We start from the raw sequence: 15,672 nt of genomic DNA, 5'->3' as shown, positions 1-15,672 counted from the left end.
GGAGGTTTTTTTATTGGCAAATAAAAAGGCTTTAGCCAAAACTCCTTCGAGTATTTGGCTAAAGCCCTTGATCTTAAATTATGTTCCTCCAGCTTTAGCTGGAGGAAACCCAATAGTATATTTTCAGTTTAAAAAAACTTAGAATCTTAGTATCTCAGAACCTTAGAGTCTTAAAGATTACAATACCCTCGAAACCGTCAATCCATCACGAATTGGCAATAAAACCGTCTCAACTCTAGGATCATCTTTTAAAAGTTGATTGTACTCTAAAAGCACTTTTGTACTAACATCATTTGGATGAACTGGTTCTAGAATTTTTCCACTCCAAAGGACATTATCAGATAAAATGATTCCGCCTTTATTCATTTTTGGAACAATCATTTCCCAGTAATTCAGATAGTTTTCTTTATCGGCATCAATAAAAACCAAATCAAATTTTACATCCAAATCTGGAATGATGTTTACTGCTTCGCCCAAATGCTGAAAAATTTGTTTTCCCCAAGGAGACATATCAAAATATTTTCGCTGAAAATCGACCAATTCTTCTTTGATATCTATTGTATGCAATTGTCCGTTTTCCTGCATTCCTTCGCATAAACACAAAGCAGCATAACCAGTATAAGTTCCGATTTCAAGAATATTTACTGGACGAATTAATTTAGATAACATACTTAAAACACGACCTTGAAAATGACCGCTAAGCATTCTTGGTAAAAGTATTTTTTGGTACGTTTCTTTATTGAGTTTTGCTAACAATTCTGGTTCGTTTTCAGAATGTTGTTCGATGTAATCTTCTAATTCTTGAGATATAAAATGCATGTTGTAGAATCTTGTAATTTGAATGCAAAAATACAAAAATAATTCGCTTACAATTTTGCATAAAAAAAACCATTCGTTTTGCGAATGGTTTCTGTTTCAGATTTAGATGAAATTTATTTTTTCAAAGCTTCATTTACTTCTTTGGCTGTTTTTACAGTTCCGTCTTTAGCAGCTTTAGCAGCATTTTCAACTTTTTCGGCACCTTTTTTAGTGGCATCTTTTACATCTTCAGCCGCTTTTTTAGTAGCTTCTTTTACATCATTTGCCGCTTTTTCTGTAGCATCTTTAGCTTTAGTGGCTGTAGTTTCGGCCTTGCTTACAGCACTGTCTTTTACCTCTTCGATATCAGATGTAAGAGAATCTACTTTGTTGCCAAGAGTTAATTCGTCTTCTGCAGGTTTTGGCTCTTTTTTCTCGCATGATTGAACAGCAAATGCTAATAAGGCAATAACAGCTAAACTTAAAATTTGTTTTTTCATAATTTCAATTTTTTTTAGGTTGATAAAACTTAAAGGTTAAATGGCTGAAAAATAAAATTACAACTTTTAAAATTACTGAGCTCTTTGTAAGATTATTTTTCTTTTGAGAGCAAGACAATTCTTGTGCCAAATTTTGATTTTTTTTACTTTGCTTTTTTAAATTTTTTAATGCGAAAAAAGTTAGTTTTTGTATAAGCTGAAATTGATCACAATATCATCTTTCACTTTAATTAATCCCGCCATTTTTACTGGAGCTTCCAATTCGATATCAGAAAACTTTAAATTAAGAGTTCCCTGAATTTTATCATCAGAATTATATAAGATGAAGTCTTTGTATTTCAGTGTTTTATCTGTGATGTAAAAATTTAATCTGCATTTGTAATTTTTTCCATCTTTTTTAATATCTGTAATACTTACAGTACTATTTGGAAATTGTTTCACTTTAACTGTTCCTTGTAAATCTTTCGTCATTATTTTGTTGCCACAATCAAAGTTTGACATTTTAATATCAGTATTAAAAGTGTTTTTCTTAGCTGAGTTTACATAAACAGTATCTTTTATATTAAAGGTATTAGAACAATTGTATTTACCAACAGTAGATAGTCCTGTGATTTCTATTTTAATTTTATTTATTGCCACAGCTGTATCTTCTGCAAAAAAAGTGGGTTTAGCACTTCCTAAGAAAAAGAAAATTGCTAAACCCATAATTAATATTGAAAATCTTGTTTTCATTTTTTTTATATTAGAATGCAATTGTTGCTTCGAATACTAAACCATTAAATTTACCACCATAAAAGTTGTTTAGATTTCCAGTAGCAGGATCTCCTGTAAATTGTGAGTAATTTTTATAGTTTTGATTAACGTAGTTTAATTTAGCTAAAATGTTTTTAGTCATAAACCAGCCAGCGCTTGCTTCAAATTTATCTACAGTAACCTCTTTAGCATCAGCATTAGATAATTTTCCAGATACGGTATTGTATTTTCCTCCGATATAGAATTGTTCTGTTTTTCCAAATCTGTAAATAAGCTCTGAAGCATATTGATTAGCAGTACGTTTGTCGTCAGTACCAGCTTTATCTCCTCCTGAAGCTAATTCGATAGTTCCAAAGAATTCAAGTCCTTTATATTTCACAAAAGGGTTAATCATGTACGTAGTAGCCCAATTTTTGAAATTAGGGTTGAACGTTGCCTCTGGCGTAGATGTTTTACTGAAACTAGTAGCAACATCAGTAGTATTTGTAGAAATAACGTTACCATCAGCATCGGCCTTCGTAATGGTGTTTTTATAAGCGTTATTATTCAATATACCCCAATAACCAAATCCTGATCTATTAGCAGAATAGATGTTTGCGTTGCCAAGATTTGCATTATGATAATAAGAACCAGTTAATCTTACTCTTAAATCGTCATTAAGCTGTTTGTCGTAACCAAATTTAGCTAAGATTGAAGGGCTATGTGTTGTGTTAGTGTTTGGTCCAGTAGTGTAAAAAACTTCTTCATTACTTTGATTTAAATTACCATTTGTAACACCTAACATACTTACCCATCCACTTCTGTTGTAGTAAACCTCCATACCCATTTCTGTAGTGAAAGAATACATGATGTTGTTTCCAACAAATGCATTTCTGATTGTATTACCATTATCAGAACCTCTGAAGTGAGCATCACCAAAATTGTTCTCCATTTGCCCAATTTTAATTGTAGCATATTTCATTACATCAGCCAAGAAGTCTTTTTTGATGAAATCTAACTTGTCAATTTGTAAGTATCCACCTTTTACATAAGAATCATTATGGTGTCTTGAAGCTAAATAAATATCTAAATTTACTCTTACTCCATCAAACAATTGAGCACCAATATACATATCAGCAGCAGGAAGCGTAAAATTGTTCTCAGTATTCATTAAGCGATATCCTGAAATTGTTCTAGTGGTAGTTCCAGTAGCAGTAGTAGTTGTAGTCGTAATGTTAGCAGGTTGGTCGTTAAATGAATTTGTTGCTTGGAAATCCATGTTGAAAGCAGCACCAAGATCAATACTAAGACCTTTAAATTCTCTAGTGTCTTTTTGTACGTCGAAAACGTTGATACCGTCTTTCCCTCTAGAGATTTGGTTTTGCATGTTTCCAAAGCTTACTTGTGCGTTTACAGCAAACGTACTTATTACTGTAATAAATAGGATATAAATCTTCTTCATGGCGGTTATAAATTAAAGTTTAAATTAAATTTTAGGGTTAGGTCTTGACCTGTTTTAATTGTGCCGAGCATTGCAGTTGGCGATTTCATTCCGAATTCTGTAAAAGTGATTTTGTTAGATCCTTGCAGATTTAAACCATCTTTTGTTACAGTTGTTTTTGCAGTTGTTTTGTATACTTTGCTAACTCCTGCGATGGTGTAAGTTCCAGTTAACTCCCAAGTAGTTTCGTTTACTTTTTCGGCAGATTTTAGAACGTATTTAATGTTTTTATTTTTATCTGTCTTTAAAGTCTCATAAGCTACTTTATCCATGCTTTTTTTCTCGCTTTTTATGGTTTCTGCTGGAAGGGTTATTGTTAATGCATCGATATCAGTTAATTTTCCGTTAGCAAGATTTAGTGATGCAGTTCCAGTTCCTGAAGCCGATTTCATTTCCCAATCGTGAAGTGTTGAAGTTCCCGCAACAGAGAATGTAGATTTGCTATCTAAATTGTATGATTTTTGTGCAGTAACAATTGTTGTAATTCCGAAGAAAGCGGTTACGAATGCTAAAAATTTCATTGTACTTGTTTTCATTTTTGTCATGTTTTTATTATAAAAAATAAGTTAATAAATCGGCCAGTTTCTATTTAGTACTAAGAATGTTGTTTTAACTTGTATCAAAGATCCTTCTATAAATCAGTGAAATACATGATAAAAATCATTGTTAAAATTTTATTAAATAAGTATTTAATAACTACAACGTTTTCATTTTCTGCAAAATCGATCACTAAAGCAAAAACGGGTATTGAATTTTGTTAAGTTGTCAATTTTTAACATTTAGTTAGAGGAAATAAAAACTTAAAAAGGGTATTTATTTTAACATTAGAAATTGATTTTCTTTAGCTTAAAATAATATTGAAGATCACAGTTAAATCTTTTCCAGCTTTAACAACTCCTAATGCAGCCTTTGGTGGAGTCATTTCAAAATCGCCAAAAGTAATTTGGTTAGAACCTTGCAGTGTGATTGTTCCTTTATTAGTAGTTACTTTTACTTGAGTTTGATATTCTTTACTTACTCCTGCAATAGTGTAAACTCCAGTTAGGTTCCAAGTTGTTTCATCTATTTTTTCAGCAGATTTCAAAACGTATTCAATGTTTTTATGCGTATCAGTATCTAAAGCTTCATAAGCCACCTTATCCATGCTTTCTTTGTAGCTTTTTAAACTTTCTGCTAATATTGAAATAGATAGGCTATGTATGCCAGCCAGTTTAGAATCTTTAACTGTTAGGTTTGCAGTTCCTGTTCCTTCTGTAGATTTCATTACCCAGTCATGCACGGTAGAAGTTCCTGCAACTTCGAAAGTAGAATTTGTATTTACTGTATAATTTCTTTGTGCATTTGCCTCTAATGAAAGTGTTGTAAAAATCACTGTCAGTAAAATTGATTGAATTGTTTTCATTTTGATAAAGTATAGGTTAATCATTTAAATAAGGAAGTTTCAAATTCTGTTAGTGGTTAAAGAATTAGTAGTTATCCTTATTTCTTAGACCAAAATTATCGCGCGCGCGAAGAAAACGAAATGATAAAAATCATGGCTAAAGTTTTATTAAATTGTTATAGTAAAGGGTGCGAATCCTTATTAGTGCTAGGATTTTAGCTTTTGAAGAGTAAAAAACAAAACATAAGTAATTGCTTATTAGTTTGTTGTGTTTTTAAGCGAAAGAGGAAGTATCGTTTTTTTCGATCCAATTCTTATTAGAGAAATAAAGAAAAAAAGGATGGAAAACGCTTTAAGTTGTAGAAAATACTGGAAATAAAATTAACTTTGCAGCATGCAAATGGAGAAAAAAGACATACGCGCCTTATCAAAAGACCAGCTTCGCGATTTTTTTGTTGAAAATGGAGATAAAGCTTTCCGCGGAAATCAGGTTTATGAATGGTTATGGAGTAAAGGGGCTCACAGTTTTGAGGATATGACAAATGTGGCAAAAGCTACAAGATCAATGCTTGAAAACAATTTTGTGATCAATCATATTAAGGTTGATACAATGCAGAGAAGTAGTGACGGAACAGTTAAAAATGCCGTTAGACTTCACGACGGACTTGTGGTAGAATCTGTTTTAATTCCGACAGAAACTAGAACTACTGCTTGTGTTTCTAGTCAAGTTGGGTGTAGTTTAGATTGTAATTTCTGCGCAACAGCGAGGTTAAAAAGAATGCGAAATCTAGAACCAGGCGAAATTTACGATCAAGTTCTAGCTATTGATAAAGAAAGCCGTTTATACTATAATCATCCGCTTTCAAATATTGTTTTCATGGGAATGGGAGAACCTTTAATGAATTATAATAATGTCATTAAAGCAATCGACATGATTACTTCTGAAGAAGGTTTAGGAATGTCTCCAAAACGAATTATGGTTTCTACTTCGGGAATTCCGAAAATGATCAAAAAAATGGCAGACGACGATGTGAAGTTTAAACTAGCAGTTTCATTGCATTCGGCTATAGACGAAACTCGTGCGCGCATTATGCCATTCAGTAAAAACTTCCCTTTAAAAGATTTGAGAGAAGCATTAGAATATTGGTATAGAAAAACCAAAAGTAAAATATCCTACGAATATGTAGTTTGGAAAGGAATTAACGATGATAAAGCTTCAGTTGATGCATTGGTTAAATTCTGTAAATATGTTCCATGCAAAGTCAATTTGATTGAATATAACCCAATTGATGATGGCGAATTCCAGCAAGCTTCAGAAGAATCGATTATGGCTTACATAAAAGCTTTAGAAAATATTGGAGTCGTAGTAAAAGTAAGAAGAAGCCGAGGAAAAGATATCGACGCCGCCTGCGGACAATTAGCAAACAAAGAAGCATAAAAATACTCCGTAGGAGTATATGATCGGTAGAAAAAAAATATTGACAATGATAATTATGTCCCATAGGGACATTTGATCGGTTTTAGATAATAAAAAAAGCATTAAAAACGAGAAAATAATTCTTGTTCTTAATGCTTCTTTTTTTGGGCAAAAAGGATGCTATTTTTTCAAATCTACTTCTTCTGTAACTCCGTCTTTTGTTACTGTTGCAATCGTATCGCATTCTCCGTTTCCATAATCAATAGTTGCAGCTGCACCATTTTTAGTTATAGAAACAATACCTTTTACCGCAAAACATTTTCTGCATTCTGCATTAAATTCTAAAGGTGTTGTAATTTCTGCTGAGAAAGTATCTCCGTTAGGGAAAGTTGTAGAACCGCTTCCTGTAACAACAAATACATTATCATCCCAATCGTACCAAGTATCATAGCCAGAAGTCATTTCTTTTACCAAAGTTCCTTTTCTGGTATAAACACCGCCGTCATCAAAAGTAATCGTTAAATCTATCGAAGCTGTCGAAACAGGGTGAGGTGTTACCAATAAATCAGTTTCTTTAATAGTTCTTACAATGCTTTTGCTTCCCTGAAGTTTTTTCCCATTATGATAAAATCCTTCAAAAGTGTAGCTGATAGTTTGTGTAGAAGTACTAAAATCGTTTGAAAAAGAAATAACCATTTTTCCTTTTACTGTATTTCCGTTATTTAGAGTACAGCCTTCAACGCCAAAATCTACTGTTTTTGTCCAAGTATTATTAGTTAAAACCGTAGTAATTGTGGCACAGCTAGGAAGATAATTTTTTATAGGTCCGCCTGGTTTTGCATTTACATTAATCTGAGAGCTAAATTGATCCTCGGCAATATTAGTAACATCTTCAACAGAAGCATCGATTTTAGAGTTGGTTATAATCTCTTCATTTGTAATCGCCGTTCCTGATCCATCATTTGTTTTTTCATCAGAATTACAGCTGACAAAAAAAGACATAGTAATACAAGTGCTAATTAATAAAAATTTTGTTTTCATAAATAAATAGTTTTGGGTTCTTCTTTTTTAATTAATGAATTCAAATCAGTATTAGTTAGAGCTATTTTTGGTAGTTGTTTTTAGATTAAGGCATAATTTTTTTTAAATCCTGCCTTAAAATACACAACGTATTTTTATTAAAAATAGTATATTTGAAGTCTAAATGAATATTACGTCTCAAATAAAACAGCCTATTTTTACCGAGATGGAACTTTTCGAAAAAAAGTTCCATGAGTCGATGACTTCGAAGGTTGCGTTACTAAACCGAATCACTTATTATATCGTAAACCGCAAGGGAAAACAAATGCGTCCGATGTTTGTTTTTCTTACTGCAAAAATGGTTTCTGGAGGCACTGTAAACGAAAGAACCTACCGCGGAGCTTCGGTAATTGAGTTAATTCACACCGCAACTTTGGTACACGATGATGTTGTAGATGACAGTAATCGCCGTCGCGGATTTTTCTCAATCAATGCCCTTTGGAAGAATAAAATTGCCGTTTTAGTTGGAGATTATTTATTGTCGAAAGGTCTGTTGCTTTCTATTGATAATGGCGATTTCGATTTATTGAGAATCATTTCTGTAGCCGTTCGCGAAATGAGCGAAGGAGAATTGCTTCAAATTGAAAAAGCAAGAAGACTAGATATTACTGAAGACGTTTACTACGAAATCATCAGAAAGAAAACCGCAACACTTATTGCTGCTTGTTGTGCGCTTGGCGCGAAAGCCGTAATCGAAGATGATATTCAGGTAGAAAACATGCGCAAATTCGGTGAATTGATCGGAATGGCATTTCAAATTAAAGACGATTTATTCGATTATAGCGAAGAAGCCATCGGAAAACCAACCGGAATAGATATTAAGGAGCAAAAAATGACTTTGCCTTTAATTCATGTTTTAAATACTTGTACTCCACAAGAAAAAAAGTGGCTGATAAACTCCATCAAAAACCACAACAAAGACAAAAAACGCGTAAAAGAAGTTATTGCTTTTGTAAAAGATAATAATGGTTTGGCTTACGCCGAAAACAAAATGGTCGAATTCCAACAGGAAGCACTTGCATTACTTCAAAACTTCAAAGATTCTGAGTATAAAGACGCTTTGACTTTGATGGTGAATTATGTGATTGAGAGGAAGAAGTAATCTTTTACCATCCCTCAAATTCATGAAATCGTAATCTATCATGAGAAACTGATAATTCAAATTTTTCTACATCTTCAAAAGCTTCCTTAACGATATTCTTATTCTCATACCAATAATCAGTGGCAGGATCATGTCTGACTCCGTTTGTAATTTCAGTAATTATTGCGCTGGTTAATAATACGAATCGTAATTCAAAAGTGATATCTAGATGCCAGTTAAAGTTTAAAACTTTAGTGCATTTTGATAATCTTTTCTCTGTTTCAGTTTGTTTATTGAATATTTTTTGAAACAGGTTTTTCTTAGACTGAAGATGTTTTTTCTCTTTTTGAAAATCATAATCATCAATATACAATTCAAAACCGCTCAGAAGCTCTTTGTCTTTCAAAATATCAAATTTGCTGTTTTCTAAAGTAAACTTGAATGGAAGAAAACCTGTCTGTGTTTGAAATGAAAAATCAGGATGAATTTCGACCTTCATATCAAAATCATTTAACCTTTTTAAAATTTCTGGAATTATGCTGTCTGATAAATCTTCGACAAAGACATTCATATCTAAACTCATTTTTCTTTCTTCTTTAATTGTAAATAAAAACGTACAAATAAACAAAATTAAATTTAGTTATTTTTCTTTTATTACTTTAAATCTAATTAAAGATTCTAAATTGGTAGAGTATGTTTTATTTTTATTTGAATTAACATATTAAAAAAAGGACTAAATGCTTTAGTTGTATTTTTCTATAAATCAATTGGCTGTTGTTGTCGTGTTGGGATTTGGAATTTTAAAATTGAAAAATTTTATTTATTTTTTTTCACCCTCATGCAACCATTTCAAATCGACAATCGTCTATGCTAATAGAAGTCTGTTTCTAAAACCAAAACCGAAAAGCTTATAAATGAAAATTATTCATTTACATCAAGAAGAAACCAAAATCATAAAGCTGGCTGCCGAGAACAATCGTCAGGCACAGCAGCAGATTTATAGTAAGTTTTCTTCGAAAATGTTAAGTGTATGTCGTCAATACATAAAAGACATACAATTAGCAGAAGATGTAATGATAACGGCTTTCATGAAAGTGTTTACCAATTTAAGCAAGTTTGAACACAAAGGAAGTTTTGAAGGCTGGATCCGCCGAATTATGGTTAACGAATGTATTTCGTATTTAAGAGTTCAGAAAAAGGTAAAATTTGCCGAAGATGAGTTTTTTGTTGAAGAAAGCTTTAATGAAATCGACAGTCAATTTACCGTAGAACAGATTCAGTATTTAATTGATGCTTTGCCCGACGGCTATAAAATGGTTTTCAATTTATATGCTATTGAAGGTTACAAACACAATGAAATTGCCAAGATGTTAGGAATTAATGAAGGAACATCGAAATCGCAATTATCGCACGCTAGAAAAATGCTGCAAACACAAATTACTATTTTAAAAAAACAAGATAATGGAACCGAATAATTTTGAAAAGGATTTCCGTGAAAAACTTAACGAACGCCGTATAGAACCAAGCAGCAAAGCCTGGGATCGATTGGATGCGATGTTGAGTGTAGTAGAAGAGAAAAAGCCAGAAAAAAAATCAAAAAGAAAATGGCTGTATATCGCAGCAAGTTTCATTGGGTTTTTATTGGTTGGAACGCCGTTTTTCAATCAAAATAAAAATGTGGTTAAAACGCCAGAAACGGTAGTTGTTGAAAAAGAAACTAAAAAAGAATCGGTAACAGAACCTGTTTTAAATACTGTTGATTCAGTAAAAACTGAAACTGCAATTGCCGAAAAAACTTCGAAAGAAACAGGAAACAAAAACAAAAAAAGCAATTCCGAAGCTTCGGAGCAAATTTCAAATAAAATCACTCAAAATGAATCAAATCAAATAGCGGAGTCTTCAATCATCAAAAACAATCAAGAAAAACAATCAACAAACAATCAAACCGTAATCCCAGAGAATCCTAAAAAAGAAAATGTTGATCAATTATTGCAAACAGCAGAAAATAAAGTTCTGGCAGAAAGCGGCGTTAAAAAAGCAAAAGTAAAAATCAATGCCAACGATTTATTGAATCAAGTCGACGGCGAATTAGAGCTTTCATTTAGAGAAAAAGTAATTACTAAAGTAAACAAAAACTTTCAGGAAGTAAAAGTTGCTTTGTCTAATAGAAATCAACAAGAGTAAAGCATTAATAAATAAAATCATCAATCACTAATCAATCATTTTAAAAAATCAATCATGAAAAATATTACCATTTATTTCATTCTTTTCTTTTTCCTTTTGGTAAATAAAGTAATTGGACAGGAAACCTTTGAATCTGAAACAAAAAGAATCGCTAATAAAATCGAGAAAATTACAAAAGAAGAAAAAGAAGCATTAAAAGAAGAAGTTGAAGCAGTAAACGTTCAGTTATCTGAAGGAAAAATTACTCAGGAACAGGCTGAAAAACGTAAAAAAGAATTGGCAGAGGCAAGAGCTGTAATTATGGAAGAAAAAATTACTCTGGCTCAAAATGAACTAAACGATTTAGTTCAGAAAAAAGTAGATGGGAAAATAAAAGAAGATTCTGCAAAAATCTACATGATTCGCTGGAAGTCATATAACCATCATAAAGATTCTATTCATGGTGAAAAGCGAACAACATCGCAGTTTGTATTTGCAATGGGATTAAATAATATGATGGTCGATGGAAAACTTCAGGATTCAAATTATAAATTTATGGGATCGCATTTTTACGAATGGGGTTTTACGTATAACTCAAGATTAATGAAAAATGACAATCTGCTTCATGCAAAATATGGACTTTCGTTAATGTATAATAATATACGTCCAACAAATAACAGAAGTTTTGTCGTAGATGGAGAACAGACTAATCTTGTAGAAAATCAAGTCCATTTAACTGAATCTCGTTTTAGAAATGTGTATTTGGTTGCGCCGGTACATTTAGAGTTTGATTTTACCAGACCTACAGAAAGTAACGGAAAAACGTATTTTAAAACTCATAAAAGTTTTCGTTTTGGAATTGGAGGTTATGCAGGAATTAACGTGAAATCAAAACAGATTTTAAAATTTGAAGAGGAAGATTTAAAATATAAAACCACAATAAAAGGCGATTACAATGTAAATAATTTTATTTATGGTCTGAGCTCATATATCGGATATAGAGAATTGAGTTTGTATTGTAAGTATGATTTAAATCCATTATTTCAGAATAATCTAGTAAAAGAGAATAACATATCGTTAGGACTTCGCGTAGATTTAAACTAAAAGTATTGGTCGTTTAGTTAGTGAAAAAAGCATCTCAACAGAGATGCTTTTTTTGATTTAAAAATGATTAAAATTCCAACAAGATTTACGTATTTTTGCTAGCTCTCAACTTTTAAAATTTAAAACACTTTGATTTCACAAAATACCATAGATTCTGTTTTTGAAACTGCTCGAGTAGAGGAGGTTATTGGTGATTTTGTCAATTTAAAACGCGCAGGAAGTAATTTTAAAGGGCTGAGTCCATTCTCAGATGAGCGTTCTCCTTCGTTCATGGTTTCTCCGGCAAAAGGAATCTGGAAAGATTTTAGTACAGGAAAAGGAGGAAACTCTGTTAAATTTTTAATGGAACATTCGCAATTTACCTATCCAGAAGCCATTCGTTATTTAGCCAAAAAATACAATATCGAAATTGAAGAAACGGAGCAGACTGAAGCAGAAAAAGCCAATACAGATCTTCGTGAAAGTATGTATTTGGTTTCTGAATTTGCAGCGAAATATTTTCAAGATGTTTTAATAAATTCTGAAGAAGGAAAGGCAATTGGTTTGTCTTATTTTAAAGAAAGAGGATTTACGAATGAAACTATTAAAAAATTCAATTTAGGATATTCTCCAGAAACTTGGGATGCTTTGACGAAAGAAGCCTTAGGGAAAGGTTATAAATTAGAATTTCTAGAAAGTACAGGTTTAACAATTGCGAGAGAGGACCGTCCTTTTGACCGATTTAAAGGACGCGTCATGTTCCCGATTCAAAGTATGTCGGGTCGTGTTTTAGGTTTTGGAGGACGTATTTTAACCAACGATAAAAAAGCCGCAAAATACCTGAATTCGCCAGAAAGCGATATTTACCATAAAAGTAAAGTCCTTTACGGAATTTATCATGCCAAACAATCTATTGCGAAGCAAAACAATTGTTATTTGGTTGAAGGTTATACCGATGTGATTCAGTTCAGTCAAGCTGGAATAGAAAATGTTGTGGCTTCTTCTGGAACAGCTTTAACGCCAGATCAGATTCGTTTAATAAATCGTCTGACGCGAAATATAACCGTTCTTTTTGATGGAGATGCGGCAGGTTTAAGAGCTTCTATTCGAGGAATCGATTTGATCTTGGAAGAAGGAATGAATGTAAGAGTTTGTTCTTTTCCTGACGGAGAAGATCCAGATAGTTTTGCACGAAAAAATTCGCATGACGATTTAGTTGCTTACCTAGAAAATAACAGCAAAGACTTTATACAGTTCAAGGCTTCGATTTTAATGGGCGAAGCTAAAAACGATCCAATAAAAAAAGCCGATTTGATTCGTGATATGGTTGCGAGTATTTCTAAAATACCAGACCGTATTCAGCGTGAAGTCTATATTCAGGAATGTGCTCGAATTATGGATATTTCGGAACAGGTCTTGACGAGTACTTTGGCGCAGTTGATTCAAAAAGATATAGCTGAAGCGAATAAAAAGCAGAAACAAGAGCAAAAACCTTTTGAAGTTCATAGAAACCAGCCTCCGCAAGCAGGAACTTTTTCGGGAGGAGATCCAGAAGATCCAAGAACAGGGCCGCCCGAAGGTTATGATTATCCAGGCGATCCAGGATATTATCCGCAAGAGCAAGCTCAAAAAGTAGATATTTTATATGGTTTTGAAAGGAAAATTATAGAAATTCTATTATTGTACGGAAGCGTAGTTGAAAATTTTGAAGATGTTTTCTTAAAAGCTGATGAAGAAGGAAATGTAAAAGAGGTTTCTGAGAAACGACAATATAAAGTATTTGAAAAAATTTATTTGAGTCTGCAGGAAGATGAGGTAGAACTCTCAAATGCTTTGTTTAAGAATATTTATAATAATATTATTGACTTCTATAACCAAAATGAAACTTTTAGTTTAGATAAATATTTAATGCATTTAGAGCCCGAATTTGCTCAGGAAGTAACCAATATTTTGATGGAAGACGAAAGGTTAACCATTCATAATTGGGAAGGACAGAATATTTATCCAAAACATAAAACGGAAACTATCGAGTTGAATGTTTCGGATACAATTTTTTCAATGCGATGGTATTTGGTTTCTGGAATTATTGCAGAATTAAAAAATTCGCTGCTCAATGATCCGCAGGAAGACAATTCTGAAGTTTTGAGTATGGTTGTCGATTATTCTAAACTGCTGAATAATTTTTCGAAGAAATTAGGCCGAGTAGTGGTGCCTTATCACTAAAAAGAAAAAAACTCTATCTTATTTGATGAATCAAGAAAGATAGAGTTTTTATAAAGGTTTTCGATTTGCTTAAAATTAAGGTAGTCGAGATTGTAATTAAATAATTTCTAAAGTCTTAGCTTTATTTACTAAGTCAACTAAATTAGTAACATTTAATTTAGTTAATAATCTCAGTTTGTAAGTACTGATCGTTTTTTCGTTCAGATTTAAGATTTTAGAGATTTCATTGTTTTTCTTACCATCACTTAAGTAGCGTAAAACCTCGATCTCACGATTTGAAAGTTTTCTGTACAGACGCTCGCTTTTACTTTGTTTAGCGATAAGTGCCATGTTTTTGCGTACTGTTTCGTTGATGATAATTTTTCCTTCGTGTACTTTAATAATAGAATGACCTAATGTTTCAAGTTTTTCTGTTTTGTGTACATACCCAGAAACTCCTGCTTTAATTGCGTTTGGAGCGTACATTTGCTCAGCAAGATCACTGAAAATAACAATTTTTGTTTTTGGGAAATTTTTCAGGATAGATTTAATTTCAAAGATACTCGAAAGACCTTCTAACTCTAAATCTAGAATTAGAATATCGATCTCCTTCGTCTGAAGAATATCTCTAACCATTGAAAAATTGCCTACGTTGGCAACAATTGAAATTTGATCGTGGTCTTTAAAATAAGACTTAACGCCAAAGTGCGTCACAGGATGATTGTCTGCTAGACATACTTTAATCATAATTTTTACCTTTTTTAGAATTGTTCATGTTTTTGGAGTGGTAAAATTAATAAATAAATTCTGTAATAACTCGCAGAGAATGTTAAAATCTATTATTTTAACGTTTTTGGTATCAAACAAACTGGAATTGGATCCATTTTATGCTTGTTGCTGGTGTTTAATCTTTTATAAATTTCAAAGACAGATTTTTCTCTCCCCTCGAAGTCAGATGCCGTATTTCCTGACTCCGCGGCTAACATTGCCCATTCTAATTCGTCGTAACTTGCACCTAATTGATCCTCATCTGTACGATTATCGCCAAATAATCCATCTGTAGGAGCAGCTGTTAAAATTGACTGCGGAATTTGTAAAAATGTTCCTAAAGCGTATACATCAGATTTCATTAAATCAGCAATTGGACTCAAATCGACGCCGCCATCTCCATATTTTGTGTAAAAACCTACACCAAAATCTTCTACTTTGTTTCCGGTTCCGGCAACAAGTAAACCATGAATTCCAGCTAAATAATATAAAGAAGTCATTCTGATTCGTGCACGCGTATTTGCTAAAGCTAAATTTACTTTTGCTTCGTCAGCTGTTGAAGGCACTGCGCTTTTAAATGATTCAAAAACTCCTGTCAAATCTGTCTGAACATCAGAAACATTTGGAAAACGTTTCTTAAGTTGTTCAATATGTTCTTTGGCTCTATTTACTTGACTTTCTGCCTGATGAATTGGCATTTCTACACATAAAACTTTCAGTCCTGTCTGTGCGCATAAAGTTGAAGTTACTGCAGAATCTACACCTCCAGAGATTCCGATTACAAAACCATTTACTTTTGCACTAGTAGCATAATTTTTTAACCACTCTACAATATGCGTATTTACCTTTTCTGTCTGAATTGTGCTTTTTTTAGCCATAATAGTTTAAGTTTTAAGATACAGGGATGTATATTTGCAGAATTATTTTGAGTATGCAATTACTTAAAATTCTGATAACACAAATCTA

Annotated in this window: 16 protein-coding genes; 6 read left to right on the top strand and 10 right to left on the bottom strand. The window is 32.4% G+C overall.

Annotated features, from left to right (window positions below; genetic code table 11):
• Nucleotides 1-177: 177 nt before the first annotated feature.
• From V6624_RS05925 to V6624_RS05900, 6 genes are all read right to left on the bottom strand, one after another.
• Complete coding sequence (locus V6624_RS05925) at nucleotides 178-819, bottom strand: O-methyltransferase (protein WP_338841271.1); 642 nt, start codon at nucleotides 817-819, stop codon at nucleotides 178-180.
• A gap of 113 nt (nucleotides 820-932) precedes the next feature.
• Nucleotides 933-1,298, bottom strand: a complete 366-nt coding sequence (locus V6624_RS05920; RefSeq protein WP_263524348.1) for a hypothetical protein — start codon at nucleotides 1,296-1,298, stop codon at nucleotides 933-935.
• A gap of 180 nt (nucleotides 1,299-1,478) precedes the next feature.
• Complete coding sequence (locus tag V6624_RS05915) at nucleotides 1,479-2,030, bottom strand: hypothetical protein (RefSeq protein ID WP_111284627.1); 552 nt, start codon at nucleotides 2,028-2,030, stop codon at nucleotides 1,479-1,481.
• A 10-nt stretch (nucleotides 2,031-2,040) separates the two neighbouring features.
• Nucleotides 2,041-3,492 carry a hypothetical protein gene (locus V6624_RS05910; protein ID WP_338841270.1) on the bottom strand — a complete coding sequence of 484 codons (1,452 nt, stop codon included), beginning with the start codon at nucleotides 3,490-3,492 and terminating at the stop codon, nucleotides 2,041-2,043.
• 5 nt (nucleotides 3,493-3,497) lie between these two features.
• Nucleotides 3,498-4,067: a YceI family protein gene (locus tag V6624_RS05905; protein ID WP_338841269.1), complete on the bottom strand. Its 570-nt coding sequence runs from the start codon at nucleotides 4,065-4,067 to the stop codon at nucleotides 3,498-3,500.
• 305 nt (nucleotides 4,068-4,372) lie between these two features.
• Nucleotides 4,373-4,933, bottom strand: a complete 561-nt coding sequence (locus tag V6624_RS05900) for a YceI family protein (RefSeq protein ID WP_338841268.1) — start codon at nucleotides 4,931-4,933, stop codon at nucleotides 4,373-4,375.
• A gap of 373 nt (nucleotides 4,934-5,306) precedes the next feature.
• Between V6624_RS05900 and rlmN the strand changes: the two genes are divergently transcribed.
• Nucleotides 5,307-6,350 (top strand): 23S rRNA (adenine(2503)-C(2))-methyltransferase RlmN, encoded by a 1,044-nt coding sequence (gene rlmN / locus V6624_RS05895; RefSeq protein ID WP_111377264.1) that lies wholly within the window; start codon nucleotides 5,307-5,309, stop codon nucleotides 6,348-6,350.
• 159 nt (nucleotides 6,351-6,509) lie between these two features.
• Here rlmN and V6624_RS05890 read toward each other — a convergent pair whose 3' ends face one another.
• The gene (locus V6624_RS05890; protein ID WP_338841267.1) at nucleotides 6,510-7,370 is read right to left on the bottom strand and encodes a hypothetical protein; all 861 of its coding nucleotides are present in this window, start codon (nucleotides 7,368-7,370) and stop codon (nucleotides 6,510-6,512) included.
• Between the two features lie 163 nt (nucleotides 7,371-7,533).
• Here V6624_RS05890 and V6624_RS05885 point away from each other — a divergent pair, with 163 nt between their 5' ends.
• The gene (locus V6624_RS05885) at nucleotides 7,534-8,511 is read left to right on the top strand and encodes a polyprenyl synthetase family protein (RefSeq protein WP_338841266.1); all 978 of its coding nucleotides are present in this window, start codon (nucleotides 7,534-7,536) and stop codon (nucleotides 8,509-8,511) included.
• A 4-nt stretch (nucleotides 8,512-8,515) separates the two neighbouring features.
• Here V6624_RS05885 and V6624_RS05880 read toward each other — a convergent pair whose 3' ends face one another.
• On the bottom strand, nucleotides 8,516-9,073 hold the full coding sequence (locus V6624_RS05880) for a hypothetical protein (RefSeq protein WP_338841265.1): 558 nt from the start codon (nucleotides 9,071-9,073) through the stop codon (nucleotides 8,516-8,518).
• Between the two features lie 331 nt (nucleotides 9,074-9,404).
• Here V6624_RS05880 and V6624_RS05875 point away from each other — a divergent pair, with 331 nt between their 5' ends.
• The 4 genes from V6624_RS05875 (at nucleotide 9,405) to dnaG (ending at nucleotide 13,959) form a co-directional block, all read left to right on the top strand.
• Nucleotides 9,405-9,965 carry an RNA polymerase sigma factor gene (locus V6624_RS05875; protein WP_338841263.1) on the top strand — a complete coding sequence of 187 codons (561 nt, stop codon included), beginning with the start codon at nucleotides 9,405-9,407 and terminating at the stop codon, nucleotides 9,963-9,965.
• Nucleotides 9,952-10,674: a hypothetical protein gene (locus tag V6624_RS05870; RefSeq protein ID WP_338841261.1), complete on the top strand. Its 723-nt coding sequence runs from the start codon at nucleotides 9,952-9,954 to the stop codon at nucleotides 10,672-10,674. The genes V6624_RS05875 and V6624_RS05870 overlap by 14 nt, the downstream gene beginning before the upstream one ends.
• Before the next feature lie 54 nt (nucleotides 10,675-10,728).
• On the top strand, nucleotides 10,729-11,757 hold the full coding sequence (locus V6624_RS05865) for a hypothetical protein (RefSeq protein WP_338841260.1): 1,029 nt from the start codon (nucleotides 10,729-10,731) through the stop codon (nucleotides 11,755-11,757).
• Between the two features lie 129 nt (nucleotides 11,758-11,886).
• The gene (gene dnaG / locus V6624_RS05860) at nucleotides 11,887-13,959 is read left to right on the top strand and encodes a DNA primase (protein WP_338841259.1); all 2,073 of its coding nucleotides are present in this window, start codon (nucleotides 11,887-11,889) and stop codon (nucleotides 13,957-13,959) included.
• 96 nt (nucleotides 13,960-14,055) lie between these two features.
• On the opposite strand, the gene V6624_RS05855 is transcribed toward dnaG, so the two are convergent.
• Nucleotides 14,056-14,685, bottom strand: a complete 630-nt coding sequence (locus V6624_RS05855; RefSeq protein WP_008467169.1) for a response regulator transcription factor — start codon at nucleotides 14,683-14,685, stop codon at nucleotides 14,056-14,058.
• A gap of 92 nt (nucleotides 14,686-14,777) precedes the next feature.
• Nucleotides 14,778-15,584, bottom strand: a complete 807-nt coding sequence (gene nadE, locus V6624_RS05850; RefSeq protein ID WP_338841258.1) for an NAD(+) synthase — start codon at nucleotides 15,582-15,584, stop codon at nucleotides 14,778-14,780.
• Between the last annotated feature and the right edge of the window lie 88 nt (nucleotides 15,585-15,672).

Source organism: Flavobacterium ginsenosidimutans (assembly GCF_037478105.1).
GTDB lineage: Bacteria > Bacteroidota > Bacteroidia > Flavobacteriales > Flavobacteriaceae > Flavobacterium > Flavobacterium ginsenosidimutans.
Note: the sequence above shows the minus strand (reverse complement) of the source record. Positions and strands in the feature narration are given on the sequence as shown.

Coding starts and splice junctions, on each gene's coding strand:
- V6624_RS05925 (WP_338841271.1), bottom strand. CDS start 819: ATGCATTTTATATCTCAAGAATTAGAAGATTACATCGAACAACATTCT.
- V6624_RS05920 (WP_263524348.1), bottom strand. CDS start 1,298: ATGAAAAAACAAATTTTAAGTTTAGCTGTTATTGCCTTATTAGCATTT.
- V6624_RS05915 (WP_111284627.1), bottom strand. CDS start 2,030: ATGAAAACAAGATTTTCAATATTAATTATGGGTTTAGCAATTTTCTTT.
- V6624_RS05910 (WP_338841270.1), bottom strand. CDS start 3,492: ATGAAGAAGATTTATATCCTATTTATTACAGTAATAAGTACGTTTGCT.
- V6624_RS05905 (WP_338841269.1), bottom strand. CDS start 4,067: ATGAAAACAAGTACAATGAAATTTTTAGCATTCGTAACCGCTTTCTTC.
- V6624_RS05900 (WP_338841268.1), bottom strand. CDS start 4,933: ATGAAAACAATTCAATCAATTTTACTGACAGTGATTTTTACAACACTT.
- rlmN (WP_111377264.1), top strand. CDS start 5,307: ATGCAAATGGAGAAAAAAGACATACGCGCCTTATCAAAAGACCAGCTT.
- V6624_RS05890 (WP_338841267.1), bottom strand. CDS start 7,370: ATGAAAACAAAATTTTTATTAATTAGCACTTGTATTACTATGTCTTTT.
- V6624_RS05885 (WP_338841266.1), top strand. CDS start 7,534: ATGAATATTACGTCTCAAATAAAACAGCCTATTTTTACCGAGATGGAA.
- V6624_RS05880 (WP_338841265.1), bottom strand. CDS start 9,073: ATGAGTTTAGATATGAATGTCTTTGTCGAAGATTTATCAGACAGCATA.
- V6624_RS05875 (WP_338841263.1), top strand. CDS start 9,405: ATGAAAATTATTCATTTACATCAAGAAGAAACCAAAATCATAAAGCTG.
- V6624_RS05870 (WP_338841261.1), top strand. CDS start 9,952: ATGGAACCGAATAATTTTGAAAAGGATTTCCGTGAAAAACTTAACGAA.
- V6624_RS05865 (WP_338841260.1), top strand. CDS start 10,729: ATGAAAAATATTACCATTTATTTCATTCTTTTCTTTTTCCTTTTGGTA.
- V6624_RS05855 (WP_008467169.1), bottom strand. CDS start 14,685: ATGATTAAAGTATGTCTAGCAGACAATCATCCTGTGACGCACTTTGGC.
- nadE (WP_338841258.1), bottom strand. CDS start 15,584: ATGGCTAAAAAAAGCACAATTCAGACAGAAAAGGTAAATACGCATATT.